Consider the following 25,351-nt stretch of genomic DNA (forward strand, 5'->3'; position numbering starts at 1 on the left):
CACCCGGATAGGTCCTGCCGACGATGAGCCTCCACACCACCACCGCCCAGCTGGTCACCCTCGCCTCCGGCGGCGGTGAGCACGTAGACGAGCACGCCAGCATCAGCCCTTACGTCACCGGTATCGGTGCGTTCCTCGGGCTCATGCTGCTCCTCTGGATCACCACCCGCTTCAACCGCGACCGCTGATCCGCACACAGCCGCCGACGGGCCACTTGCCCAAGGCCGGTAGGGTCTGCACGCATGGGAGAGCAGGACATGCCTACCGGCCCGTCGATCTCGGGCAAGCGCCGTCTCGGCGTCATGGGCGGAACGTTTGACCCGATCCACCACGGGCACCTGGTGGCCGCCAGCGAGGTGGCCGCTCAGTTCCACCTGGACGAGGTCGTGTTCGTGCCGACCGGTCAGCCGTGGCAGAAGAGCCACAAGGCCGTCTCCCCGGCAGAGGACCGCTACCTCATGACGGTCATCGCGACGGCGGAGAACCCGCAGTTCTCGGTCAGCCGCATCGACATCGACCGCGGCGGACCGACGTACACGATCGACACTCTGCGCGATCTGCGCGCGCTCAACCCCGACACGGATCTGTTCTTCATCACCGGTGCCGACGCACTCGGCCAGATCCTCACCTGGCGGGACGCGGACGAGCTCTTCTCCCTCGCGCACTTCATCGGCTGCACCCGGCCGGGCCACCACCTTTCGGACGACGGTCTTCCGGAAGGCGGGGTCTCGCTGGTCGAGGTGCCCGCCCTCGCGATCTCCTCGACGGACTGCCGCGCGCGGGTCGCCAAGGGTGACCCGGTCTGGTATCTGGTGCCGGACGGCGTGGTGCGCTACATCGACAAGCGCGAGCTGTACCGCGGCGAGTGAGCCGAGAGGGGCACCGGTGAACGACCGACAGTACGAGCCTTACGACCCGTACGCAGAGGGCCGCTACGAGATCGTCGGCTACGACGAGTACGGGCAGCCGGTGTACCAGCAGGTCTCCCCGCAGCAGGCCCAGCAGCCCCCGCAGCAGCCCCAGGGCTACGACCCGTACGGGAACCAGCAGCAGCCCCAGGGCTACGGCTACGACCCGTACGCCGAGCAGTCCGGCTACGACACCGGCGGCTACGACACCACGGCCTACGGCAACACCGCCTACGACAACGGCGGCTACGGCCAGGGCGGATACGGCGATCAGAGGTACGGCGATCAGGGGTACGGCGACCCGGCGTACGGCCAGGGCCGCGACACCGCGTACGACCCGTACGGGCAGGCGGCCGGCACCGGACAGCAGCAGCGCGTCGACGAGCAGACCGCGTGGGTGCCGCAGCAGCCGCACCCCGGGCCGCAGCGCCCCGAGCCGCAGCGCCCGGAGCAGCCACGTCCCGAGCCGCAGCCGCAGACCCCTCCGCAGCGGAACCAGGCCCAGGTGCCCGGGCAGTCACGCGCGGAGGATCAGTACCGCGATGAGTACCGCACCGAGCAGTTCCAGTTCGTCGAGGAGCCGGACGACGAGTCCGAGGACGTCATCGACTGGCTGAAGTTCACCGAGTCCCGCACGGAGCGCCGCGAAGAGGCCAAGCGCCGCGGCCGCAACCGCCTGATCGCCCTCGTCGTCGTGCTCGCGCTCGCCCTGACCGGAGGCGTCGGCTACCTCTGGTACGCGGGCAAGCTGCCCGGCCTGTCCGGCTCGGAGGGCGGCGGCGCCACGGCGAGCGGGCCGCAGAAGCGCGACGTGATCGTGCTCCACCTGCACAACACCAAGAAGCGCGGCACCTCCACCGCCCTGCTCGTCGACAACACCACCAACGGGCAGGGCTACACCGTGCTGCTGCCCAACTCGCTCTCCGTGACCGACGAGGACGGTGCCGCCACCACCCTCGGCAAGTCCGTCGACGAAGACGGCGCCGGCGGCACCCGCCAGGCCATCGACTCGCTCCTCGGCACCAGCATCGAGGGCACCTGGCGCCTCGACACCCCGTACCTCAACAACCTCGTCGAACTCGTCGGCAACATCGAGATCGACACCGATGCGAACGTGCCGGACCCGGAAGCCAAGAAGAAGGGCGAGGCTCCGCTCGTCAAGAAGGGCGAGAAGCAGACCCTGAGCGGCCCGATGGCCGTCGCGTACGCCACCTACAGGGCACCGGGCGAGAGCGAGACGGCGCAGCTGGAGCGGTTCGGCGCGGTCATGCACGGCGTACTGCGGAAGATCTCCAGCGACCCGGACGCCGCCACCACCACCGTCAAGACCCTCACCCAGATCCTCGATCCGTCTCTCAAGGAGAACGATCTGGGCGCCTCGCTCGCGAAGCTCGCCGAGCACGCGAAAACCGGCGCTTACAAGACGTCGGTTCTGCCCGTGCAGCAGGACGGCACCCTCACCGAGCAGGCCACGCGGGCCGTGGTCAAGGACGTCCTCGGCGGCAAGGTCAAGAACCCCGACCAGGGCGACACGGTGCGCATCAGCGTCTCCGGCGCCGAGCAGTCGGTGCAGAGCGCCCGCGTCGACCTCGTCAACGGCGGCTGGGCCGTCGTCCAGGGCAGGGCACGGGCGGGCACGGCGTCGCAGGTCACGTACGCCGATGCCGCCCAGAAGGCGGAGGCGGAGGAGGTCGCCAAGACCCTCGACCTGCCGAGCAGCGCCGTCAGGAAGGGCAAGGTCGCAGCGAACGCCGACGTCGGAGTCGTCCTCGGCGCCGACTACCGCGCGGGCTGAGCCGCCCGCACCGGCGCCCCGTACCGCCTCGGGCCCCGGCCGCACGCGCGTGTGCAGCCGGGGCCCGAGTAATGGTTGGAGGGGCTGTCCATGGTCCGTGAGACCCTTGACGGGTACTGACCGCCTAAAGAAAGCCTCGTAGTGACCGCGACGGACCGCTCCATCGAGCTCATCAACGTTGCCGCGCAGGCGGCCGCCGACAAGCTCGCGCACGACATCATCGCCTACGACGTCAGCGACGTCCTTGCCATCACGGACGCCTTCGTGCTGGCCTCCGCGCCCAACGACCGCCAGGTCAAGTCGATCGTCGACGAGATCGAGGAGCAGCTCAACAAGCAGCTCGGCGCCAAGCCCGTGCGCCGCGAGGGCGACCGCGAGGCCCGCTGGATCCTCCTCGACTACGTGGACATCGTGGTGCACGTCCAGCACAGCGAAGAGCGCGTGTTCTACGCCCTTGAGCGCCTGTGGAAGGACTGCCCCGAGCTGGACCTGCCCGCGGACGCCAAGGCCACCCGCGGCAAGGGCGCCGAGCACGCCGAGCAGCAGGAGGCGGACGCCGACAGCGCCGGAGACCTCCGGTGAGCTCCAAGAGCTCGTTCCTGAACGCCTCCGGCGGCCGCGGCCGCCGCCTCATCCTGTGGCGGCACGGCCAGACGGCCTGGAACCTGGAGCGCCGCTTCCAGGGCAGCACGGACATCGAGCTGACCGACGAGGGCGTGGCCCAGGCCCGCCGCTCGGCCCGGCTGCTCGCCTCCCTGAAGCCGGACGCCATCGTCGCGTCCGACCTCAAGCGCGCCGCCACCACCGCCACCGAACTGGCCTCCCTGACCGGCCTCGACGTCACGCACGACGAAGCCCTGCGGGAGACCTACGCCGGCCACTGGCAGGGCCTCACGCACGACGAGATCATCGCGCAGTACGGCGAGCAGTACGCCGCGTGGAAGCGCGGCGAGCCCGTGCGCAGGGGCGGCGGCGAGCTGGAGACCGAGGTCGCCGAGCGGGCCGCGCCCGTCGTCCTCGGGCACGCGGACAAGCTGCCCGACGGCGGCACGCTCGTCGTCGTCAGCCACGGCGGCACGATCCGCACCACGATCGGCAGGCTCCTCGGCCTCGATCCGCACCACTGGGAGGGCCTCGGCGGCCTCTCGAACTGCTGCTGGTCGGTGCTCGGCGAGGGCGCCCGCGGCTGGCGGCTGCTCGAGCACAACGCGGGCACACTGCCGGAGCCGGTCCTCGGCGACGACGACTGATCCCGCCGCCGGAGGCCAGGAACCCGGATTTCACTTTCCGGCAGGTCGCAGGCTAAAGTTCTTCTTGTTCGCCCGCCGAGCGGGAAGAACACCAGGGGCTATAGCTCAGTTGGTAGAGCGCTTGCATGGCATGCAAGAGGTCAGGAGTTCAATTCTCCTTAGCTCCACAGTCACCGGAATCCCGTCCCCGTCAGGGGGCGGGATTTCGCGTTGTACGCGGCCTTTAGTACGACCCGTCCGACTCCCTGCGCACGGGCCCGCCCGTACAGAGCGGTCAGCTGCGCCGGTGAGCGCCCAGCGCGGCCGTGCGGGACCTGCTCTCCTCGTCGGCCGGGGTGTACGCCACGATCCGGCACTCGGGCATGCCGTTGATCGACAGGGACACCGACGTCATGCGTATCTCGCCGACCTTTCTGTGCCGGAAGGTCTTCACGCGCGGGCCGGGCGTCACCACGTTCCCACTGCGCCACAGCTCCGCGAAGTACGGGCTCGCGGCGGACAGACCGCGCACGAAGTCCTCCCAGGCGGACTCGCCCACGTGGGAGCCGTACGCCTGGCGCAACTGGGCCACCATCATCGGGAGCTCCGTGTCCCGGAACACCACCGGGCACTCCGTCTCGTCGAGCGTGAACAGCGCCCACAGCGTGTTGTAGACGCCCACCGAGCGGATCGCCGGAGTGTCGAAGAGGTCCCGATAGGCGGGATTGGTGGCGAGGACGTCGTACCGCGCGTTGTAGACCACCGCCGGGTGCGGGTCCAGGGCGTCGAGGACGCCCTGGATCTCCGGGCCGACGCAGTCCGTGGCGTGGCCGCGCGGTGGTACGTACGCCACCTCCGCCAGTTGGTAGAGGTGCTCGCGCTCGGCCTCGTCCAGGCGCAGAGTGCGCGCCACGGCGTCCAGGACCTGCGGTGAGGCGTTGATGGGGCGGCCCTGCTCCAGCCACGTGTACCAGGTCACCCCCACACCGGAGAGCTGGGCGACCTCCTCGCGGCGCAGGCCGGGGGTGCGGCGGCGCAGGCCCGGTGGCATGCCCACGTCGGCGGGGGTCACCCGGGCCCGGCGGCTGCGCAGGAACGCGGCCAGCTCGGGCCTGCGGCCCCTGGTACCCACTGTCTCCGTCACGGTCGTCACATCCCCCAGGGTCGATCGGATCGGGTGCTGTTGCCAGGTGCTGTCAGTACCCGTATCAGCGGGCTCTCGTGAGGCGCGGGCGTGGGCGGTCACGCTCGCTGCCATGACGACAACCGCTGTGCCCAGTAAAGACCTTGGCACTGACAACGCGACTCCCGTGCGGTCCCGCAGGCTCCTCGCGGTGGTGCTCGCCGCCCAGTTCATGGCGCTTCTCGACGTCTTCATCGTGAACGTCGCGGCGCCCACCATCCGCGCCGAACTCGCCGCGTCCGGCGCGGGCCTGCAGCTCGTGGTGGCCGGCTACACCGTCTCGTACGCGGTGCTCCTGATCACCGGCGCGCGGCTCGGGGACCGGTTCGGGAACAGACGGGTGATGCTCCTGGGGCTCGCGTTCTTCACGGCCGCCTCGCTGGCCTGTGGACTCGCCCAGAACACGGGCCAGTTGATCGCCTTCCGGCTCGGCCAGGGCGCGGGGGCGGCGGTGATGATTCCGCAGGTGCTCAGCCTGATCCAGCGGAACTTCACGGGCCACGCGCGCGTGCGGGCCCTCGGCGCCTATGCCGCGGTCCTCGCCGTCGGCGCCGCGGCGGGACAGGTCGTCGGCGGGGTCCTGGTCGCGGCCGATCTGTTCGGCAGCGGCTGGCGGCCCGTGTTCCTCGTCAACGTCCCGATCGGCCTCGCCCTGCTCGCCGCAGGAGCCCGGGTGCTGCCCCGCGACAGCCGCGCGCGGGCACCCCGCGCCTTCGACCTGCCGGGACTGCTGCTGCTCGCCGCGGCCGTCTCGCTGTTCACGGTCCCGCTCGTGCTCGGCCAGGAACAGGACTGGCCGCTGTGGTCCTGGCTCTCCCTCGCCTCAAGTGCCGCTTTTCTGGCCGTATTCGTGGCGTACGAGCATCGCCTCTCCACGCGCGGCGGCGCGCCGCTCATCGCCCCGCGCGTGCTGCGGATTCCCGGGATCGGCGTGGCAGCCCTCCGGATCCTGCTCGTCATGGCGGTGAACGCGGGCTTCCTGTTCGTCCTGACCCTGCACTTCCAGGCAGGGCTCGGACACAGTGCGCTCCGGACGGGGCTCACCTTCGCGCCGACGGCCGTGGTGTTCGGCGTGGTCGGACTGACCTGGGCGCGCTGGCCGCGACCGCTCCAAAGGGCCCTGGTCCCGGCCGGGTTCACCGTGGCCGCGGTGTCCGGTGCGGCGGTCGGCCTGCTGCTGCGCGACGGCTCCTTCGGAGGTCCGTGGCTGTACGTGGCGTTCGCGGCCGTCGGCCTGGGCCTCGCGCTGGGCTACAGCCCGTCCCTGACCGGCGCCCTCGCCGGCGTACGCCAGGAGGACGCGGCGGACGCCAGCGGGCTGCTCGCGACCGTCACACAACTCGGTCAGCTCGTCGGCGTGGCCGTGTTCGGCAGCCTCTTCCTCGGCCGCCTCGCGGACACGGCGGCCGTCTCGGCCGGGCAGCGCTCCGCCGACGCCCTTCTGGTGTGCTGCCTGGCACTTGCGGTGACCGCGGCCCTGGGCGCCGTATCCGGACCGGTACGCGCGCGTCGCTGACCCATCTGGCGGTCCGTGGCAGAATCGGGCGGGCCGGAAGAGGGGGCTGCACAACCGGCGAAGGGCGCCCGACGGGAGGGAGAAGCGCGATGCCTGCGAGCATCCTCGAGGAGGTCAACGACCTGCTCGACGTGGCCGAGGCGCAGGGCTACGACTGGTTGCCGGAGTACGCGCTCCGTTTCACCTGCCCCCCGTGCGAGTGCCCCGCGGTCCGCACCTCCCTCAACTGCCCGTCCTGCGGTTCCGCCCACGTCGCCCAGGTCCTCGGCGACAACGGAGGGATCTCCTACGTGTGCACGGCCTGCGGCCACAGCTGGAGCTGATCGATGGGTGCACACAGGCGGAAGTGCGACTGGTGCGGCAGTGGTACGCCGATCGTCCGCGACATGGAGCCGGTCAACTCCGAGTACCAGTACTGGTGCGAGGAATGCGCGCGGGCACTGATCATAAAAGGCGACCCCATCGAGACGTACCGCGAACTCGAGGGCGAGCCGATCTACGGCAGGCTCCTGGACGAGCACTGCACGCTCAAGCGCTTCTACTCGTTCGCGACGGCCTGAGGCTTGGCGTCCTGAGGCTGCCTCGGCACCGGCACGCGCGCGTGGTGCCGGTTTTCGCGCAGTCGCCGGGCGGCCACGGCGAGGAACGCGAGGCCGGCCAGCGTGTAGCCCGCGGAGAGCATGAACTGCCAGGCGTTCTGGTCGAGTTCGGGACGTGACGTGGCGCTCCCTCCGGCGTGCGGCACCCACCACAGCGCGAACGAGAAGAACAGCACCGCCATCCCGGCCGTCCCCGCCCTGAACCACGCACCGCGCGTGTGCCGTGCCTCCGCGCCGAGCAGGATCAGTACCGGCACGATCCACACCCAGTGGTGCGACCACGAGATCGGGCTGATCAGCAACGCGGTCACCGCACAGGAGGTGACCGCCCAGGAGTCGCGCGCGCGAAGCAGCGAGACGACCGACACGGTGAGCCCGGCCACGGCGACGAGAGCCGCCACCACCGTGTAGGCGGCGCCCGGGTCGGCGGTGTGCAGCAGCCGCGCCAGAACACCGCGCAAGGACTGGTTCGCGGTGTCCTCGGCCTGGCCCGGACGGCTCGCGGCGAACACCATCTCCGTCCAGAACCGCTTCGAGTCGTACGGCAGGACCAGCCAGGACGCCGCGGTGACCGCGAGGAACGTGACCGTGGCCAGCACGGAGCGGCGCAGCCACGGGTTCCACCACCGCTGCCCGGCACGCGCGAGGCGCACCGCCTGAACGAGGCCCGCCAGCGCCAGCATGACGGCGAACAGCGCGGGCGTGAGCTTGATCGCGGCCGCGACGCCGATGCCGATCCCGGCCCAGCGGTTGCCGGGGCGGCGGGTCAGGTCCCACAGCACGAGCACGGCGAGGAGCAGGTTGATCTGCCCGTACCGCAGCGTCGTCCAGACCGGCTCGCACCACACGAGCAGCGCGGCCACCCACAGCGCGACCACGAGCCGCTGCGAGCGCCGCTCGACGCCGATCAGGCGCAGTGACAGGTGGACGACGGCCAGGACGAGCACCAGGTTGAAGCCGGTCGCGAAGGTGCGCATCTCCGGGACGCCGAGCAGCGTCAGCGGCGTGAACAGCAGGGCGGCGAACGGCGGGTACGTCGTCGGCAGCTTGTGGATGGTCGCTTCCAGGGCGTACAGGTCGCCGCCGTTGCGGACGGTCCAGCCCTCGGCGCGGTAGACCATCACGTCGAGGAGCGTGACGCCGGCGAGGCGCTGGGCGACCCAGAAGGCGCTGAACGACGCCAGGCAGACCAGGAGGGCGATCAGGAGCCGACGCCGGCCGGGGCCTGCCGTGCCGCCGTCCGGACGGGGCTGGGCATCGGCTCCGGCACGGTCCTGCTCGGGCCCTTCGTCGGTGTTCGCGGCCGCTCGTCCCTGTGTGGTCACGCGTGCTGACAGTACCGGGTGGCACATCGTCGCCGGTGGGGCGGACAAACGATTTGGAGGAGCGGCGGGGGACCGGTACTGTTGTCGACGTCGCCGCGGGGAAGACCCGGGCGGCACACCGCGAGGGGCTATAGCTCAGTTGGTAGAGCGCTTGCATGGCATGCAAGAGGTCAGGAGTTCAATTCTCCTTAGCTCCACAGAAGTTGGAGAGCGGGTCGTCCGGATCGGACGACCCGCTCTCTTTGTGTGTGCCTGTTCGGTTCAACTCCGGCCGCTGTCCAGGGCCTTGCGGCCGAGTGGTCCGGGCAGGGCGGGGCGCCCCTCAGGGGCGGTCCGCTCCAGGCGCAGGGCGAGCGCGGGACAGCGCCGTACGGCCCGCTGAGCGCGTCCGCGCAGCTGCAGCGGCACCGAGGCGTCCGCGACCGCGGGGAAGCCGTCGGGGCCGAGCCTGATCAGCTCGGGCACGACGTCCGCGCAGAGTCCGTGCCCCTCGCAGAGGGTCCAGTCGACGGCGAGCCGCTCCCCGCTCGTCGCCCCGGGATCGGGCGCTCCGGCGGCGGTGGGCAGCGGCAGTAGGCCTCTGGTACGACGGCCGCAGCCACCGCTCAGCACATGCGCTGCCACGTCGTCCGCGAACGCCGCCAGCGTCGATTCCACGAAGCTCGCCGTACCGTCCGGGTGCTTGCAGGCCCCCCGCCCGCGGACCGCCGCGATCACCTCGCGCAGCGCTTCGAGTGCCGTGGGGCCGCCGCCCGTGAGGAGGTCGGCGAGGCCGCCCGCCGCTGCGGGCAGGCCGAGGCGGCAGGGGCCGCACTGGCCGGAGCTCTCCGCGGCCAGCCAGTTCGCCACCCGCAGAGCCTCGCCGACCGGGCACGTCTCGGGGCCGATCGGCAGCACCGCGCCCGCGCCCAGGGCGCCGCCCATCGCCTCGAGGGCGGCGCGGGACACGATCGCGTCGCGTGCGGCCGTCGCGTCAAGCCAGCGGCCGTGATAGCCGCCCGTCAGCACGCCCTGGGGGAGCGGCGGGGCGCCGGCCAGTTGAAGGACGTAGCGCAGCGGCACGCCCGTGGGCACCTCGATGACCATGGGGCGGGCCACCGAGCCGGAGAGGGTCAGCAGTACGGTGCCGGGTTCGTCGCGCAGGCCGGTGTTGCGGTAGCGGGCCGGCCCGATCCGTGCGGCCACGGCGAGTTGGGCGAACGTCTCCGCGTTGGACAGCAGCGTGGGCGCGCCACCGACACCGGCGTCCGACGCGCGGACCTTGCGCCCCGGCGGCAGAGCGGGGCCGCCCTCGGCGGAGCGCACCAGGGCGGATGCCTCGCCGGTCACCATGCGGTGCGGGTTTCGCTGGACACGCGCGCGTAGTGCCGCGTTTCGGCGGTTGGTGAGGCCTCTTTCGGCGAGGGCCGCTGTCATCGCCGCCTCGGTCGAGTCGCGGGTGACACCGATCACCAGGGTGCGTGCGCCCAGTGCCTCGGCGGCTAGGAGTGCGCCGTCGAGGACGAGGTGCGGCGCACGGTTGAGGAGCACGGTGTCCTTGCGGCAGGCGGGCTCGTCCTCGCTGCCGTTGACCACGACGACCGGACGGATGCCGCGGCCGATCGCGGTGTGGGCGACGGCCCGCAGCTTTCTCGCGAAGGGGAAACCGGCGCCGCCGCGGCCGCGCAGCAGTACCTCGTCGGCCAGCGCGGCGAGCCGCTCACCGGCCACCGGCTCCAGCGGACCGTGCACCTTGAGGTGCATGGCCAGGTCGAGCCGCTCGACCAGGTCGAAGCCCGAGGTGAGTTGGGGGAGGCCGACGACTCGCACTTCGGGGACGTCGGGGAGCGGAGCGTTCAAGGACGGCCTCCTGGAGAGGGACGGCTCCCTGGAGAGCGGGATTTCAAGGACAGCCTCCTGTGGAGCCGGATGTGCTCCAGGGCTCACCGGACGTGGGCTGCCCGTAGGGCCTGTGCTGTTGCGCGGGGAGGTGGGGGGCAGGGCGGGCGCTGTCGGGTTCCTCGCTCTCCGCACAGGGGCGTGGCGTGACCGCCGGCGTCTCCCCGGAGTCGTACGGGTCGTATGCGCGCGGTGTGTACGCGGGCGGCTCCTGGCCCGTGTGCGGGGCGCGCGTCGGCCGGGGTGGCAGCGGGGCGGGTTGGTGGCCGTAGGGCGCGGACAGGGCGCGGTAGGCGGCCGTCATGTCGGTCCTTGCCGCCGGTCCGACGGACGGCTGGGGAGGGGCTTCGCCGAGCGGGGGAGGGGGCGGCGCGTAGCGGTGTTCGGGGGCGCGCGCGTCGAGGCGGTGCTCCTGCCCGTAGGGAGCGAAATCGTGCTCCTGTCCGCCCGGTGGCGTGGGCGGTGTCCAGTCGGGTCGGGTGGGGATGTCGGTGGCTGTCCGCGGTGCGGTCGGGGTGGGCTCCATTCCGGGCAGTGGGGTCTGCCTGCGGGGCGGCTGCCGGTGGGCGGATCGGCGGCCGCGCGGTGCCTGGTCGAGCAGGTCCAGGAGGCGGCGGGCCACCTGGCGCTTGATCGGCGCGGGTGCGGAGCGCAGGGCCAGGGCGCCGCCGACGGCGACCAGGCACAGGCAGTACAGCGCGACGACCCAGCCACTGGGCTCTCGGCCCGCGTACAGGCCGTGCGCGAGCGCCGCGCACCAGGCCGGGTAGGCCAGGGTGTGCAGCGCGCGCCAGCGGCCGGCGACCCGGGCCGGGGAGGCGAAGGCGCTGCGCAGGGCTCCCGTGACGCCGGTGACCAGCATGAGCAGCCCGGCCAGGGCGCCCAGGCCGATCAGTACGCCCGTTCCGCTCGGGCCGAGCGAGAACGGCACCAGGGCGCCGACGAGCGACACGTGGTCGAGGGCCACCTTCACTGTGCCGTGCAGCAGCAGGAACCCGATCGCGGCGATCGCCGTGGCCCGGTGCACTGCCTGGGCGAGCAGTCTGTGGCGGGTGCTGAGGAAGATCCGGTCGGAGGCGACCAGGCCCCAGACGATCGAGCAGGTCAGGGCGACGAGGGCGAGCACTCCTGTGGTGAAGTCGAGGGCGCCCCGCAGCCCGTCGCCCCCGGTGAGGACGACGAGGGGGATCAGGAGGAGCAGCGCGGCGACCAGACCGCCGCGAGCGGTGCGGCTCAACTCCGGTGCGGGACCGGAGCGTTGATGTGGATCTCGAACGTGCGCAGAAGCTTGTGGAGGGTTCATGGGGTCACTCCGAATGGTTCGGCAAAGCGCGTCCCGGGCCGCATGCTAAGTGGCTCCATACCGGCCAGTAAGGGGTTCGAGTTATTGCGTTGTTATCCAGTGGCGATCGGTCTGTTGTGTTGCCCCGATAGGCGCCGGTACGCCGAGTAACCCTCGGACTGAACCCGGAGGGAAATCCGGAACTCGGGCGGTCCTGGAAGCTCGGTGCGACCCCCAGGGGCGCTGCGGTACCCTGACGCCATGCGTGCCGTACGCCTTCTGCTTAGCGAGCCGCGCTGATCAGTACCGACCACGGCCTTCCGGCGAAGGTGGTCGGAGTCAGCGCGGCGACCCCTCCTGTGTGAGGGGTTTTTTCATTTCGGCTGTACGTCGCAGCCGAAAACGCCGGCAGAGACGATCGATGGAGCCTTAAGGATCATGAGCGAGACGAATTCGGCTGCCGAAGTGGCAGCGCCGCACCGCTACACGGCCGCCCTGGCCGCGGACATCGAGGCACGCTGGCAGGACTTCTGGGACGAAAACGGCACCTATGAGGCGCCGAATCCGAGCGGTGACCTGGCCGGTGACCAGGCGGTCGCCGACCGGCCCAAGAAGTTCATCATGGACATGTTCCCGTACCCCTCGGGCGCGGGCCTGCACGTAGGCCACCCGCTGGGATACATCGCGACCGACGCCTTCGCGCGCTTCCAGCGCATGACCGGGCACAACGTCCTGCACACCCTGGGCTTCGACGCCTTCGGCCTGCCCGCCGAGCAGTACGCCGTGCAGACGGGCACCCACCCCCGGGTCTCCACCGAGGCCAACATCGTCAACATGAAGGCGCAGCTGCGCCGCCTGGGCCTGGGCCACGACAAGCGCCGCTCCTTCGCGACGATCGACCCGGACTACTACAAGTGGACCCAGTGGATCTTCCTGCAGATCTTCAACTCCTGGTACGACGCGGACGCGCAGAAGGCCCGGCCGATCGCTGAGCTGATCGCCCAGTTCGAGAGCGGCGAGCACCCCGTTCCCGCCGACGAAACCGGCACCACGCGCGCGTGGTCCGAGCTGAGCCCGGCCGACCGCGCCGAGGTCCTGGGCCAGTACCGCCTGGCGTACGCCTCCGACGCCCCCGTCAACTGGTGCCCCGGCCTGGGCACCGTACTGGCGAACGAGGAGGTCACCGCCGACGGTCGCTCCGAGCGCGGCAACTTCCCGGTCTTCAAGTCCGAGCTGCGCCAGTGGAACATGCGCATCACCGCGTACGCGGACCGCCTGATCGACGACCTGGACGGTCTGGACTGGCCCGAGGCGATCAAGCTGCAGCAGCGCAACTGGATCGGCCGCTCCGAGGGTGCCCGCGTCGACTTCCCGATCGACGGCGAGCGCATCACGGTCTTCACGACCCGCCCGGACACCCTGTTCGGCGCCACCTACATGGTTCTGGCGCCCGAGCACCCGCTGGTCGAGAAGTTCACCCCGGACGCCTGGCCCGAGGGCACCCACGACGTCTGGACGGGCGGCCACGCGACGCCCGCCGAGGCCGTCGCCGCGTACCGCAAGCAGGCCGCGACCAAGTCCGACGTCGAGCGCCAGGCCGAGGCCAAGGACAAGACCGGCGTCTTCATCGGCGCGTACGCGACCAACCCGGTCAACGGCGAGCAGGTCCCGGTCTTCATCGCCGACTACGTCCTGATGGGGTACGGCACCGGCGCGATCATGGCCGTCCCCGCGGGCGACCAGCGCGACTTCGAGTTCGCGCGCGCCTTCGAGCTGCCGATCCACTGCATCGTCGAGCCGACCGACGGCCGCGGCACGGACACCTCCACCTGGGAGGACGCCTTCGGCTCGAACGACGCGAAGATCATCAACTCGTCGAACGACGACATCTCCCTGGACGGCCTGGGCGTCGCCGAGGCCAAGGCGCGCATCACCGAGTGGATGGCGCAGCGGGGCGTCGGCGAGGGCACCGTCAACTTCCGGCTGCGCGACTGGCTGTTCAGCCGCCAGCGCTACTGGGGCGAGCCCTTCCCGATCGTCTACGACGAGGACGGCGTCGCGCACTCGCTGCCCGAGTCGATGCTGCCCCTGGAGCTGCCGGAGGTCGAGGACTACTCCCCGCGCACCTTCGACCCGGACGACGCGGACACCTCCCCGGAGACCCCGCTGTCGCGCAACGAGGACTGGGTCAACGTCCAGCTGGACCTGGGTGACGGCGTCAAGACGTACCGCCGCGAGACCAACACCATGCCCAACTGGGCCGGTTCGTGCTGGTACGAGCTGCGTTACCTGGACCCGCACAACGACGACAAGCTGGTCGACCCGGAAATCGAGCGCTATTGGATGGGCCCGCGTGAGGGCCAGCCGCACGGCGGCGTCGACCTGTACGTGGGCGGCCAGGAGCACGCCGTACTGCACCTGCTGTACGCCCGTTTCTGGTCCAAGGTGCTGTTCGACCTGGGCTGCATCGCGTCCTCCGAGCCGTTCCACAAGCTGTACAACCAGGGCATGATCCAGGCGTACGTCTACCGCGACAGCCGTGGCTTCCCGGTGCCCGCCGACGAGGTCGAGGAGCGCGACGGCAAGTACTTCTTCGAGGGCGAGCCGGTCAAGCGCGAGCTGGGCAAGATGGGCAAGTCCCTGAAGAACGCGGTCACCCCGGACGAGATCTGCGCCGAGTACGGTGCGGACACCCTGCGCCTCTACGAGATGGCGATGGGTCCCCTGGACGTCTCCCGGCCGTGGGACACGCGCGCGGTGGTGGGCCAGTTCCGGCTGCTGCAGCGGCTGTGGCGCAACGTCGTCGACGAGTCGACCGGCGCGGTCACCGTGTCCGACGCCGAGCCCGACGAGGACACGCTGCGCGCCCTGCACAAGGCGATCGACGGCGTCCGCCAGGACCTGGACGGCATGCGGTTCAACACCGGCATCGCCAAGATCACCGAGCTGAACAACCACCTGACCAAGTCCGGTGGTGCGGTGCCGCGTTCGGTCGCCGAGCGTCTGGTGCTGCTGATCGCGCCGCTGGCCCCGCACATCGGCGAGGAGCTGTGGCGCAAGCTGGGCCACGATGCGTCGGTCGTCCACGAGGAGTTCCCGGTCGCCGACCCGGCGTACGTCGTCGACGAGACCGTGACCTGCGTCGTGCAGATCAAGGGCAAGGTCAAGGCACGCCTGGAGGTGTCCCCGTCGATCTCGGACGAGGAGCTGGAGACGGCGGCCCTGGCCGACGAGAAGGTCGTGGCGGCGCTGGCCGGCGCGGGCATCCGCAAGGTGATCGTGCGGGCGCCGAAGCTGGTCAACATCGTTCCGGCCTGATGCGTCACCTGCCGCGCGTCGGTGCCTGACGCGGTGGCAGGGATGTCCCCTACGGGCAGGTTGGGGGTTCGAAGGAACCCTTGGCCTGCCCGTCTGCGTTTACCGTGGAAGAGACCGTCGTCAAGACCCCCGGAGGCCCGTCATGGGTGAAGCGATCGCCGTACTGGCGGTGCTTTTCGTGCTCTTCGTGGTGCTGGGGGTGTTTGTCACGATCAAGGTCGCGAAGGCCGCCGCGCGCGGAGTGGACCGCACCATCGAGCAGGCCCGCCGCACAGTCGAGGACACCACCCTGAAGGCGAAGACGTACGCACAGCCCGGCCCTGTGGGCGAGCTGGCGCGGCTGCGCGTGCAACTGCGCTCGACGATGAAGGCCACCCAGGAGGCCCTCGGCAGCGGCGCCCAGGAGGATGCCTCGCTGCAGGAGTCGCTCCGCCTCTTCGACCGTCTGACCGCCCATGGACACGAGCTGGACCGTGAGCTGAAGCGCCTGGAGCGCGACCCGGACAAGGCCCGCCTCGCACAGCGGCTGCCCGACCTCAAGGAGCGGACGGACCAGATCACCCAGGCCGCGGACTCCCTTCGCTGGGCCGCCCACGACCGCGCCCGCAACTTCGCCGACGGCGACCTGGCGGAGCTGGGCCGGCAGATCGACATGGAGTCCGGCGCGCTGCGGCACTGGACCCCGGCTCAGCCGGCCGAGACGGGTTCGGAGGGGGACGCGGAGGAGAAGGCGGCTGCTCCCTCGCGGCCGGCCGCGCCTTCGTGGCCCGAGCCGACGCTGGTCGACGGCCCTGCGGCGCCCACCGAGCAGACGTGGCCCGATGGGCGGTCGGAGCGGTCGGAGCGGTCGGATCATGCGGATCGCTCCGAGGCGGATGCCGAGCGTGGCCCTGAGGCGATCGAGCCGAGCAGACCGGCGCCCACGTACCCGTGGCAGAAGGACGTGAAGCCGGAGAGCACGACCTGAAGCGGTGTGCGTGAACCCGTTTATGCGTGGCGGACTTGAGCAGGATCCGGGCGGGCGTTCTGGGCAGGGTTTTCGCGAATCCGGAGAATGGTCAGTCACGTCTCGGGATACGGACAGGCGCGGTTCGGCGACTGTGCCGCACCGCAGGTGACCCCGCTGATCCACCCTGCTGATCAACCCGCAGGCCCCGGGCTGCCGGACGAGAGGCCAGGCAGGTAATCTCCAGCTCATGTCCCGCCATGTCGCGATCGTCACGGATTCAACGGCCTACCTGCCGCAGCGGACGATGGAGCGGCACAGCATCACCGCGGTCCCACTGACCGTGGTCCTGGGCGCTCAGGCACTGGAAGAGGGCACCGAGATCTCGGCCCGCTCGCTCGCCACCGCACTGCAGAAGCGCCAGCCGGTGACCACCTCCCGGCCGAGCCCCGAGCTGTTCGCCGAGACCTACCGCCGCGTTGCCGAATCGGGCGCGACGGGCATCGTGTCGCTCCACCTCTCGGCAGAGTTCTCCGGTACGTACGACGCGGCGGTGCTTGCGGCGAAGGACGCCCCCGTGCCCGTACGCGTGGTGGACACCGGCATGGTCGCGATGGCCCTCGGGTTCTGCGCGCTGTCCGCGGCGGAGACCGTCGACGCAGGCGGTACGGCGGACGACGCGGTGGCCGCGGCCGAGAAGCGCGCGGCCTCCACCTCCGCCTACTTCTACGTCGACACGTTGGACTACCTGCGCCGCGGCGGCCGGATCGGGGCCGCCCAGGCGCTCCTCGGCTCGGCGCTCGCGGTCAAGCCGCTGCTCCAACTGGACAACGGGCGCATCGAGTTGCTGGAGAAGGTGCGGACCGCCTCCAAGGCCATCGCCCGGCTCGAGGAGATCGTGACGGAGCGGGCCGGCGTCAGCGAGGTGGACATCGCGGTACACCACCTGGCGGCGCCGGAGCGCGCGAGCGCCCTCGCGGACCGGCTCAGGGAGCGGGTGCCGGGGCTGGCCGAGCTGCACGTCAGCGAGGTGGGCGCGGTGATCGGGGCGCACACGGGGCCGGGGCTGCTGGGGGCGGTTGTCTCGCCTCGGTAGGGCTTGCTTCGGCAGGGCTTGCTTCGGCAGGGGTTGCCTCGGTGGGGCTTGGGTTGTCATGCCGGGCCCTACGGCCGGTACTTGTGGTGGGCGTGCTGTGGTGTGACTCGTGTGAGTGACGGAGTTATCCACAACTCCCGGGTAATCCACAGGAATTGACCAAGATCAGCAAGTTCGTTCGGACTTGCCTAGCGTCGCGGACATGACTCTTCGATCGCCTCGCGCTCCTCGCTCTTCCGGTTCCCCGCGCCGCTCCTTCACCGCCGCTGCGACGAGCGGCCCGGGCCGTGGCCCGTCGTCGGACGGCCGGATGCGGCATCGTCCTGCGCTGCGCCGTGGCAGGGCTCCTTACCGAACGAGCGGCGCACGGGCGGGGGTTCGGCACCGGCGTGCTGCGACCGAGCACGTACGGATGCGTGCGCAGGTGCTGTTCGACCCGGGCGGAGGCGGTGACCGTACGGCTCCGTCTGCTGTGCCGTCGTCCGTTACCTCGTCCGTTACCTCGTCCATTCCGTCGTCCGTTCCGTCGTTCGCGCCGTCGTCTCTGCCGTCCGAGCTGCGGGCTGTCCCGCCGGGTGGGCTGCGGGCGGCGGTCGTTGAGGATCAGGCAGATGCGGCGTGGGCGGCTGGGGGTGCGGACAGGCGTGGGCCGAGGACGCGCGTGGAGGAGGCACGTCGTGGCGGACCGGATCAGCAGGGGCCGGGTGGACCGGATCAGCCGGACGGGCCGCTTCCGTCGGACGGGCTGGTTCAGCCGGACGGGCCGAGGGCTGAATCGGACGACAGGGAGCGGGAGCAGCCCCGGCGAGAGCGCCTGCGGCTCGCCGTGCGTGAACGTCTCCCGCTGTGGCTGCAGTTGAGGTGTGGCGTCGAGCGTCGGAGTCTGATCGCCCTTGCCGTGGTGTTGGTGGTCGCAGTCGGTTTCGCCGTGCACCACTTCTGGTCCGGCGAGCCGCGATCGGTACGCGCACCGGAGGCGCTGGGCGAGGCGGCGGTGCCCGTCCCGTCGCCGGGTGCGTCCGTGACGGAGCCGGGGGCGGTCGGGGCGGCCGGCGCAGGGGGACGGGAGACATCAGGTGCCACGGGTGCGCCGGGAGCCTCCGGCGGCCGGATCGTCGTGGACGTCAGCGGCAAGGTGCGCAGCCCGGGGATCCACCGCTTGCCGGCGGGCGCCAGGGTCGCCGACGCGCTGAAGGCCGCAGGCGGGGTACGCCGGGGAGCGGACGTCACCGGTCTGAACCGGGCGCGGCTCCTGATGGACGGCGAACAGGTCGTCGTCGGTGTCCCGGCGGCACCCGGCGCGGCTGGGCAAGGTGGATCGGCATCCACCGGAGCCACGTCGTCGGGCTCATCAGGTTCCTCGGGCTCGGGCACCGGGGCCGGTTCCGGCGCAGGGGCGGGAACAGCTCAGGTCAGCCTCAACACGGCCACGCTCGAACAACTGGACACGCTTCCGGGAGTGGGCCCGGTGCTGGCCCAGCACATCGTCGACTACCGCACCCGGCACGGCGGCTTCCGCTCCATCGGCGAACTCCGCGAAGTGAACGGTATCGGCGAGCGCCGCTTCGCGGACCTGAAGAACGCCGTACGGCCATGATCCGCGCGGCAGTTCGCGCCGCGTCCGAGTCCAACGGTGGAGACCAGGAGGTGGTGCTCGCCTGCGAGCCCCGCCGGGCGGATGCCACAGGCCGGCGGGTGCAGGCCTCGGGGCGGCCGGAGGGCCCGGCGGACCTCCGTCTCGTCCCGCCCGCGCTGGCGGCATGGGCGGCGACGGGGGTGGCGCTCGGTGACTCCGGCGAGTGGACGGTCCTGGCGCTCACTCTGTGTGCGGTGGCGGCGGTGGGCGTGCTGGGCGCGGAAGCGCTCAGGGCGCGGCGGTTGAGGCGCTCACCCCGGTCGGGGAGGGGGCGGGGGCGTTCGGACACCGCGCGGCCGTCGGGTGCGATGGGGCCGGGGCGGTCCGGCCTGATGCGGCCGGGGCCGGCCGGTGTGATGCGGTCGGGACGCGTCGCCGTGGCCATGACGCTCCTCTGCACCGCCGCCGCCCTCGGCTCCACCGCGTTGCACACGGCAGACCTGTATCGCGGCCCCGTCCCCGCGCTGGCCCGCGAGTACGCCCGAGCCACGGCCGAGTTGGAGGTGACGGCCGATCCACGCCCGATCCGGGCGCGCGCGGCGGGTGCCAGAATTCTGCCGCCGGGTACGGCGGTCGAGGCGGACGTAGTCGAGGTCACCACGTCGGCCGGGCAGGTCACGGAGACCCGCACGCCGGTCCTGCTCCTCGCCCGCGAGGCCGACGCAGGGCGTGCGGGAAAAGGGGAACGCCGGGCCGACGCAGGGCGTGCGGGGAAGGGCGAACGCCGGGCCGACGCAGGGCGGGAGGGCAGGGGCGAGTACCAGGTCGACGCTGAGGGTGTGGAGAGGGGCGAACGCGAGAGCTCCCCCTGGCGTGCCCTCCTGCCCTCCACGAGGCTGCGTGTGGACGCCCGGCTCGCGCCGCCGATGCGGGACGGGGACCGGATAGCGGCGGTCATTCGGGTGCCGGGCGGCCAGGCGCCGCGAGTCGTCCAGGGGCCGAGCGCCCTGCAGCGTACCGCCGGAAAGCTGCGGGCCGGGCTGCGGGCGGCGACCGAAGGCCTCACGCCGGACGCCCGCGCCCTGCTGCCGGGCCTGGTCGTCGGGGACACCGGACGCGTCACCGAGGAGCTGGACGAGGCTTTCCGGGCCACCGATCTCACCCATCTCCTCGCGGTGTCCGGGAGCAACCTGACCATCGTCCTCATCCTGCTCACCGGCCCGCCAGGCCGAGCGATGCGGGCGGAGCGCGGGGGACTGGCGCCACGCCTCGGCATCTCGCTCAGAGGCACGGCTCTGCTCGGCGGAGCGCTCACACTGGCGTTCGTCGTGGTGTGCAGGCCCGATCCCAGCGTGCTGCGGGCGGCGGCCTGCGGGCTGATCGTGCTGGTCGCAGTCGGCACAGGGCGGCGCCGCTCGCTGATCCCGGCCCTGGCGGCCGCCGTACTGCTCCTGGTGCTGTACGACCCGTGGCTGGCGCGGAGTTACGGCTTCGCGTTGTCGGTGCTCGCCACCGGCGCGCTGCTGACGCTGGCGCCAGGGTGGAGTGCCGCGCTGCGGCGCAGACGGGTTCCGGGCAGGGTGGCCGATGCGCTGGCCGCGGCGCTCGCGGCGCAGGCCGTCTGCGCGCCCGTCGTGGCTGTGCTGGCGGCTCGCGTCAGCCTGGTGGCGGTGCCGTGCAATCTGCTCGCCGAGCTGGCGGTGGCGCCGGCGACGGTGCTCGGATTCGCCGCGCTCGCTCTGGCGCCGGTCTCGCTGCCGCTCGCCAAAGGACTGTGCTGGGTGGCGAGTTGGCCGGTGGAGTGGATCGCAGAGGTGGCGAGGAGAGGCGCGGCACTGCCGGGGGCGGGGGTCGACTGGCCCGGCGGGTGGCGTGGCGGGGCGTTGCTCGCGGGGGCAACGGTGTGCGGGGTGGTGCTGGTCGGCCGGCTGGCACGGGGGTCGGGGCGGAGAGTGCTCGGGCATCCGGCGACGGTCGGGGTGTGTGCGCTGCTGTTCCTGTTCGCCGTGGTCCGTCCGGCGCCGCTCACCCGGGTGATCTCGGGCTGGCCGCCGCCGGGTTGGAGGCTGGTGATGTGCGACGTGGGGCAAGGCGATGCCACGGTGCTGGCGACCGGGCCGGGGGAGGCGGTCCTGGTCGACGCGGGGCCGGACCCCGCCCTTGTGGACCGGTGCCTGAGCGCACTCGGCGTGACGCGCATCCCGTTGGTGCTGCTCACGCACTTCCACGCGGACCATGTGACGGGCCTGCCGGGGGCGCTGCGCGGACGGGAGGTGGGGCTGATCCAGACGACGCCGCTCGAAGTGCCTCAGGAGCGCGCGGAGTTCGTGAAGGCGGAGGCCGCCGCGCGGGACGTTCCGGTGGTGCGGGCGGTGGCGGGGGAGCGTCGTCGTGCGGGGCCGTTGCGCTGGAGGGTGGTGTGGCCGCCGGTCGGTCCGGGTCCGCATCCCCAGCCCGAGGGGCCCAACGACGCGAGTGTGACGCTGCTCGCGGAGGTGGCCGGGCTGAAGCTGCTACTGCCCGGTGACCTGGAACCGCCCGCCCAGCAAGCCCTGTTGCGCGCGCTGCCGCGACTGCCGACGGTGGACGTGCTGAAGGTCGCCCACCACGGCTCGGCCTACCAGGACCCGGAGTTGATGCGTCGGCTCGATCCGCGCCTGGCCCTGATCTCGGCAGGCAGGGACAACGAGTACGGGCACCCGGCACCCGGCACGCTCGCCGCACTGAGATCGAGGGGCGCGCTCGTGCTCCGTACCGATGTGCATGGCTCGGTCGCCGTGACGGGCACCGGCCCCGATCTGCACGCCACGCCGTCGAAGGAGGACAACGGGCCGGGAGGTTGAAGGAGAACTGTCTGACGGAACAGAACTGAGGCCCGACTGAACGGAAGAGTCTGTTGAGAATGAGGCCGTGTTGCCCCGAAAGCCGCAGTAATGGTCGAATGGACCTTCGATGGGGGGAGTTGTCCAGTCCTACGGAACGATCGCGCGCCCGACCGCCCCGAACGGTCACCGTGCGATCACCACGAGTCCGCGGGCTCACGATACGCCGCCGTGTCGAAGGCCGCGCAGGCCGTCCGCAGGCCGTCCGCAGGACGTCGTACGGCACCCATCGCACGTCAACCGGTGCGTCCGCTCCGCACCGCAGGTCCATAGCGCAATCAGGGGTGCTTTCCATGTTCGGCCGCTGGCTGGAGAACCGTAAGAACCGGGCGAGCGGCGGTGGTTCCGCGTCGTGGTTGCCGGTGCCGCCCAGCGGGGGAATGGTCAGCTGCCGGGTCCTCGACCCGATCGACGAGCCCTTGCGGCAGGCGGAGTTCACGATCTCGGACGCGCAGGGCAGGAAGGTCGTGGCGGGAGGGGCGGACCCGTTCGGCTCGTTCGTGGCAACGGTGCCCGCGGGGGAGTACCGCGTCGCGGTGTCGGCCGAGGGGTACACGCCGTACCGCGGCAGCGCGACGGTGACCGAGGGCGGGCACGCGGCGATCGGCGACCTGACGCTGCAGCTCGCGGCACCGGCGCCGCTGCCGCAGCCCGGTGAGTGGGAGATGGAGCCCATGCACTCCTCGATCGCGTTCACGGCCCGGCACATCGGACTGGCGCGCATCCACGGCCGGTTCAACAACTTCGCGGGCGCGATACGGATAGCGGAGCGCATGGAGCGGTCCGCCATGCACATCGTGATCGACGCGGCCTCCATCGACACGAACGTCAAGATGCGCGACGACCACCTGCGGTCCGGGGACTTCCTGGACGTCGCGCAGTTCCCGACGCTGGAGTTCTACAGCGACCGTTTCGTGCACCGCGGCGGCATCCGTTGGGGCGTGACGGGGGCGCTGACGCTGCACGGGGTGACGCGCACGGTCACGCTCGACACCGAGTACCTGGGCACCGGCAGCGGTATGGAGGGCGAGACCCGCGCCGCCTGCCGGGCCACGACCGAGCTGCACCGCGACGACTTCACGGTGAGCTGGCAGACGATGCTGGCCAAGGGCATCGCGGTGGTCGGCCCGAGCATCAAGATCGACCTGGACGTGCAGATCGTCCCCCAGGGCTGAGCCCTCCCGGCCGGCCGGTCCGCAGGGGCGGGCACGGGGCACGGCGGCGGACCAGGACAATGTTTCTCGTGAGCGATGTGAGACATGTGCTGGTCCTGCCCGACCGTGATGCCGCCGAGGAAGCGGCCGAGGCGCTGGCCGAACGCTTCCCGGTCACCGAGGAGCCTCAGCTCGTACGGGACGCCCTGGCCGGGGAGGACGACGCCGAGGACGCACAGTGGCTGCTGGTCCTGGAGGACGCGCAGGACCGCCTGGACCCGGCGGAGCTGGACGAGTTCGCGGCCGAGTGGGAGGGCTGGCGCGAAGAGCCCTAGGCGGGCGACCGCCGATGGGACCGGACCCGATCGGACCGGACCCGCCCTGCCGGGGCCGATCCGGCCCGGTCACCGTGTCTACGGAGCCGAATCGGCCGCCCCGCCCGCCCCGCCTGCCTCGCCCGCCGCCCCGGCCTGCCCGCCTGCCTCGCCCGCCGCCCCGGCCTGCCCGCCGCCGCCGAACACCTCCTCGACCAGCCTCTGCGTCGCCTGGTGAAAGGCCGCCGCCATCGACAGTGCGGCATCGTCGACGTAGTTCAGCGCGGCGGTCAGGGTCTTGCTGCCGTCGGGCGTGCTGTACATCAGCGCCGCGTGGCCCGCCCCATGCCGCCGTTGTGGGTGATAGGACGGGAGGGCGGCCGACCACCGGCGGCCCTCGTCGGCAGCGCCCCTCCCCCGGTAGCCCCCCGCCAGCAGCGCCGCTCGTCCGGCGTTGTCAGTGGCGCGTGGGATCCTTGACCGCGATGGCCAGGAAACCCGCAAACGACAATCCGCTCGCCCCCGTCACGATCGCCGTGGGCCAGGAGGACCTGCTGCTCGACCGCGCCGTGCAGCAGGTGGTGGCCGCCGCCCGGGCCGCCGACTCCGACACGGACGTGCGTGACCTCACGCCCGACCAGCTCCAGCCGGGCACGCTCGCGGAGTTGACGAGCCCGTCGCTGTTCGCCGAGCGCAAGGTCGTGGTCGTACGCAACGCGCAGGACCTCTCGGCGGACACGATCAAGGACGTGAAGGCGTACTTCGGGGCGCCGGTCGAGGAGATCACCCTCGTCCTGCTGCACGCCGGAGCGGCGAAGGGCAAGGGCCTCCTCGACGCCGCGCGCATGGCGGGCGCCCGCGAGGTGGCCTGCCCCAAGATGACGAAGCCGGCGGACCGACTCGCGTTCGTACGCGCCGAGTTCCGGACGCTGGGCCGGTCCGCGACGCCGGAGGCGTGCCAGGCCCTGGTGGACGCGATCGGCAGCGATCTGCGGGAGCTGGCCTCCGCGGTGACGCAGCTGGTGGCGGACGTCGAGGGGACGATCGACGAGGCGGTGGTCGGCCGGTACTACACGGGCCGGGCCGAGGCCTCCAGCTTCACCGTCGCCGACCGGGCCGTGGAGGGCAGGGCGGCCGAGGCGCTGGAGGCGCTGCGCTGGTCCCTCGCGACCGGGGTCGCGCCCGTGATGATCACCAGTGCGCTGGCCCAAGGGGTGCGCGCCATCGGCAAGTTGTCCTCCGCGCGCGGCGGCCGTCCCGCGGACCTGGCCCGTGAACTCGGCATGCCGCCCTGGAAGATCGACCGCGTGCGGCAGCAGATGCGCGGCTGGACGCCGGACGGGGTCGCGGTGGCGCTGCGGGCGGTCGCGGAGGCGGACGCGGGGGTGAAGGGTGGGGGTGATGATCCGGAGTACGCGCTGGAGAAGGCGGTCGTCACGATCGCCCGTGCGGCGCGGGCGCGGCGCTGAGCCCACCCCGAGCCTCGCCCCGGGCCCCGCTGGACTGGGCCGTGATCAATGCGGTCCGGGGCGCCTGCGGCGGGCCTTCTCCCCGCCCCGCCCCTTCCCGTAACTGGGGCTCCGCCCCAGACCCCGTATCGCGCTGAAGCGCTCGTCCTCAAACGCCGGACGGGCTGAGTGGTGCACCCCGTACACCCAAAAACCCCGCCGACCGCCCTGGGGAAGGGCGCTCAACGGGGTCTCCGGTTGAAGCTTCTGGATCCGCACCCGCGTGGCGAACGCAGGCCGCGTGCGGATCCGGGGTGCCGGGCGGGAGCGGATGAGAGGGCCCGCTCGGGGTCCGTCCCGGCGATCAAATCAAGTGTCAGCCCTTGAGGGCGGCGACCTTGGTGGCAAGCGCCGACTTCTTGTTGGCGGCGTTGTTCTTGTGGAGGACGCCCTTCGAGACGGCCTTGTCCAGCTTGCGGTTGGCGTCGCGCAGGGCCGCAGTGGCCTTCTCGACGTCACCCGCGGCGGCAGCCTCACGGGTCTTACGGATCGCGGTCTTGAGCGAGGACTTGACGGCCTTGTTGCGCAGGCGCGCCTTCTCGTTCGTCTTGTTCCGCTTGATCTGGGACTTGATGTTCGCCACGAAAGAGCCTTTTCAGGTTCGATGATTCTTTACGGCGGCCACCCGGCGACAGCCACACCCGCAGGCCGAAGACCGCGAGCAGGACGAGCCGGGAGACCGAGGGAGTGCCTCGTACGCTGAGAGGGCACGCGAGACACAGCTGACCAGGCTACCAGCGCCCCTCCCGGCGGCCCAAACCGAGCCTTCCTCGCCGCTCATGGGACGATGGAGGCTACGTAACGATCCGACCCGTGGCTGCAGAGAGCTGCAGACGTCTCAA

22 protein-coding genes and 2 tRNA genes are annotated in these 25,351 nt (G+C 71.6%); 18 read left to right on the forward strand and 6 right to left on the reverse strand.

Features of this window, described 5'->3' with window-relative positions; all coding sequences use genetic code 11:
* The first annotated feature begins 23 nt into the window (after positions 1 to 23).
* The 6 genes from QIT00_RS21115 to QIT00_RS21140 all read left to right on the forward strand — a co-directional run bounded on the left by QIT00_RS21115 (position 24) and on the right by QIT00_RS21140 (position 4,120).
* On the forward strand, positions 24 to 188 hold the full coding sequence (locus tag QIT00_RS21115; protein WP_282536894.1) for a hypothetical protein: 165 nt from the start codon (positions 24 to 26) through the stop codon (positions 186 to 188).
* Positions 189 to 242: 54 nt separating this feature from the next.
* Complete coding sequence (gene nadD, locus QIT00_RS21120; RefSeq protein ID WP_282536895.1) at positions 243 to 869, forward strand: nicotinate-nucleotide adenylyltransferase; 627 nt, start codon at positions 243 to 245, stop codon at positions 867 to 869.
* Positions 870 to 885: 16 nt separating this feature from the next.
* On the forward strand, positions 886 to 2,703 hold the full coding sequence (locus QIT00_RS21125; RefSeq protein ID WP_282536896.1) for an LCP family protein: 1,818 nt from the start codon (positions 886 to 888) through the stop codon (positions 2,701 to 2,703).
* A 141-nt stretch (positions 2,704 to 2,844) separates the two neighbouring features.
* A complete protein-coding gene (gene rsfS, locus QIT00_RS21130; protein ID WP_282536897.1) occupies positions 2,845 to 3,285 on the forward strand; it encodes a ribosome silencing factor in 441 nt (146 codons plus the stop codon).
* Entirely contained in the window at positions 3,282 to 3,953 is a 672-nt protein-coding gene (locus tag QIT00_RS21135) for a histidine phosphatase family protein (RefSeq protein WP_282536898.1), read from the forward strand. The genes rsfS and QIT00_RS21135 overlap by 4 nt, the downstream gene beginning before the upstream one ends.
* 94 nt (positions 3,954 to 4,047) lie before the next feature.
* Positions 4,048 to 4,120 (forward strand) — tRNA-Ala (locus QIT00_RS21140).
* Between the two features lie 107 nt (positions 4,121 to 4,227).
* On the opposite strand, the gene QIT00_RS21145 is transcribed toward QIT00_RS21140, so the two are convergent.
* The gene (locus QIT00_RS21145; protein ID WP_408909816.1) at positions 4,228 to 5,085 is read right to left on the reverse strand and encodes a helix-turn-helix transcriptional regulator; all 858 of its coding nucleotides are present in this window, start codon (positions 5,083 to 5,085) and stop codon (positions 4,228 to 4,230) included.
* Between the two features lie 103 nt (positions 5,086 to 5,188).
* On the opposite strand from QIT00_RS21145, the gene QIT00_RS21150 reads away from it, so the two are divergent.
* From QIT00_RS21150 to QIT00_RS21160, 3 genes are all read left to right on the forward strand, one after another.
* The gene (locus tag QIT00_RS21150; protein ID WP_408909817.1) at positions 5,189 to 6,631 is read left to right on the forward strand and encodes an MFS transporter; all 1,443 of its coding nucleotides are present in this window, start codon (positions 5,189 to 5,191) and stop codon (positions 6,629 to 6,631) included.
* A gap of 89 nt (positions 6,632 to 6,720) precedes the next feature.
* The gene (locus QIT00_RS21155; RefSeq protein WP_282536900.1) at positions 6,721 to 6,954 is read left to right on the forward strand and encodes a hypothetical protein; all 234 of its coding nucleotides are present in this window, start codon (positions 6,721 to 6,723) and stop codon (positions 6,952 to 6,954) included.
* 3 nt (positions 6,955 to 6,957) lie between these two features.
* A complete protein-coding gene (locus QIT00_RS21160) occupies positions 6,958 to 7,191 on the forward strand; it encodes a hypothetical protein (protein WP_282536901.1) in 234 nt (77 codons plus the stop codon).
* Here the strand turns inward: QIT00_RS21160 and QIT00_RS21165 are convergent.
* Positions 7,170 to 8,435, reverse strand: coding sequence for a glycosyltransferase 87 family protein (locus QIT00_RS21165; RefSeq protein ID WP_282537004.1), 1,266 nt, complete (start codon positions 8,433 to 8,435; stop codon positions 7,170 to 7,172). The genes QIT00_RS21160 and QIT00_RS21165 overlap by 22 nt on opposite strands.
* A gap of 244 nt (positions 8,436 to 8,679) precedes the next feature.
* On the opposite strand from QIT00_RS21165, the gene QIT00_RS21170 reads away from it, so the two are divergent.
* Positions 8,680 to 8,752, forward strand: a tRNA-Ala gene (locus tag QIT00_RS21170).
* Between the two features lie 64 nt (positions 8,753 to 8,816).
* Here the strand turns inward: QIT00_RS21170 and QIT00_RS21175 are convergent.
* Together QIT00_RS21175 and QIT00_RS21180 are read right to left on the reverse strand one after the other, a co-directional pair.
* Positions 8,817 to 10,394, reverse strand: coding sequence for an NADH-quinone oxidoreductase subunit NuoF family protein (locus QIT00_RS21175; RefSeq protein ID WP_282536902.1), 1,578 nt, complete (start codon positions 10,392 to 10,394; stop codon positions 8,817 to 8,819).
* Positions 10,395 to 10,437: 43 nt separating this feature from the next.
* Positions 10,438 to 11,670 carry a hypothetical protein gene (locus tag QIT00_RS21180; RefSeq protein WP_282536903.1) on the reverse strand — a complete coding sequence of 411 codons (1,233 nt, stop codon included), beginning with the start codon at positions 11,668 to 11,670 and terminating at the stop codon, positions 10,438 to 10,440.
* A gap of 483 nt (positions 11,671 to 12,153) precedes the next feature.
* Here QIT00_RS21180 and leuS point away from each other — a divergent pair, with 483 nt between their 5' ends.
* From leuS to QIT00_RS21215, 7 genes are all read left to right on the forward strand, one after another.
* Positions 12,154 to 15,033, forward strand: a complete 2,880-nt coding sequence (leuS, locus tag QIT00_RS21185) for a leucine--tRNA ligase (RefSeq protein WP_282536904.1) — start codon at positions 12,154 to 12,156, stop codon at positions 15,031 to 15,033.
* A 142-nt stretch (positions 15,034 to 15,175) separates the two neighbouring features.
* Positions 15,176 to 16,000 carry a hypothetical protein gene (locus QIT00_RS21190; protein ID WP_282536905.1) on the forward strand — a complete coding sequence of 275 codons (825 nt, stop codon included), beginning with the start codon at positions 15,176 to 15,178 and terminating at the stop codon, positions 15,998 to 16,000.
* 229 nt (positions 16,001 to 16,229) lie between these two features.
* Positions 16,230 to 17,075: a DegV family protein gene (locus tag QIT00_RS21195; protein ID WP_282536906.1), complete on the forward strand. Its 846-nt coding sequence runs from the start codon at positions 16,230 to 16,232 to the stop codon at positions 17,073 to 17,075.
* An 826-nt stretch (positions 17,076 to 17,901) separates the two neighbouring features.
* Complete coding sequence (locus QIT00_RS38775) at positions 17,902 to 18,672, forward strand: ComEA family DNA-binding protein (protein ID WP_349017198.1); 771 nt, start codon at positions 17,902 to 17,904, stop codon at positions 18,670 to 18,672.
* Positions 18,669 to 21,494 (forward strand): ComEC/Rec2 family competence protein, encoded by a 2,826-nt coding sequence (locus QIT00_RS21205; RefSeq protein WP_282536908.1) that lies wholly within the window; start codon positions 18,669 to 18,671, stop codon positions 21,492 to 21,494. The genes QIT00_RS38775 and QIT00_RS21205 overlap by 4 nt, the downstream gene beginning before the upstream one ends.
* A 332-nt stretch (positions 21,495 to 21,826) precedes the next feature.
* The gene (locus tag QIT00_RS21210) at positions 21,827 to 22,708 is read left to right on the forward strand and encodes a YceI family protein (RefSeq protein WP_282536909.1); all 882 of its coding nucleotides are present in this window, start codon (positions 21,827 to 21,829) and stop codon (positions 22,706 to 22,708) included.
* 68 nt (positions 22,709 to 22,776) lie between these two features.
* The gene (locus tag QIT00_RS21215; protein ID WP_282536910.1) at positions 22,777 to 23,022 is read left to right on the forward strand and encodes a hypothetical protein; all 246 of its coding nucleotides are present in this window, start codon (positions 22,777 to 22,779) and stop codon (positions 23,020 to 23,022) included.
* A 78-nt stretch (positions 23,023 to 23,100) separates the two neighbouring features.
* On the opposite strand, the gene QIT00_RS21220 is transcribed toward QIT00_RS21215, so the two are convergent.
* Positions 23,101 to 23,325, reverse strand: coding sequence for a hypothetical protein (locus QIT00_RS21220; RefSeq protein WP_282536911.1), 225 nt, complete (start codon positions 23,323 to 23,325; stop codon positions 23,101 to 23,103).
* A gap of 161 nt (positions 23,326 to 23,486) precedes the next feature.
* On the opposite strand from QIT00_RS21220, the gene holA reads away from it, so the two are divergent.
* Positions 23,487 to 24,470 (forward strand): DNA polymerase III subunit delta, encoded by a 984-nt coding sequence (holA, locus tag QIT00_RS21225; protein WP_282536912.1) that lies wholly within the window; start codon positions 23,487 to 23,489, stop codon positions 24,468 to 24,470.
* 355 nt (positions 24,471 to 24,825) lie between these two features.
* Here the strand turns inward: holA and rpsT are convergent, their stop codons facing one another.
* Positions 24,826 to 25,092, reverse strand: coding sequence for a 30S ribosomal protein S20 (gene rpsT / locus QIT00_RS21230; RefSeq protein WP_282536913.1), 267 nt, complete (start codon positions 25,090 to 25,092; stop codon positions 24,826 to 24,828).
* Between the last annotated feature and the right edge of the window lie 259 nt (positions 25,093 to 25,351).

The sequence above is a fragment of the Streptomyces luteolus genome (genome assembly GCF_029968015.1).
Taxonomy (GTDB): Bacteria; Actinomycetota; Actinomycetes; order Streptomycetales; family Streptomycetaceae; genus Streptomyces; species Streptomyces luteolus.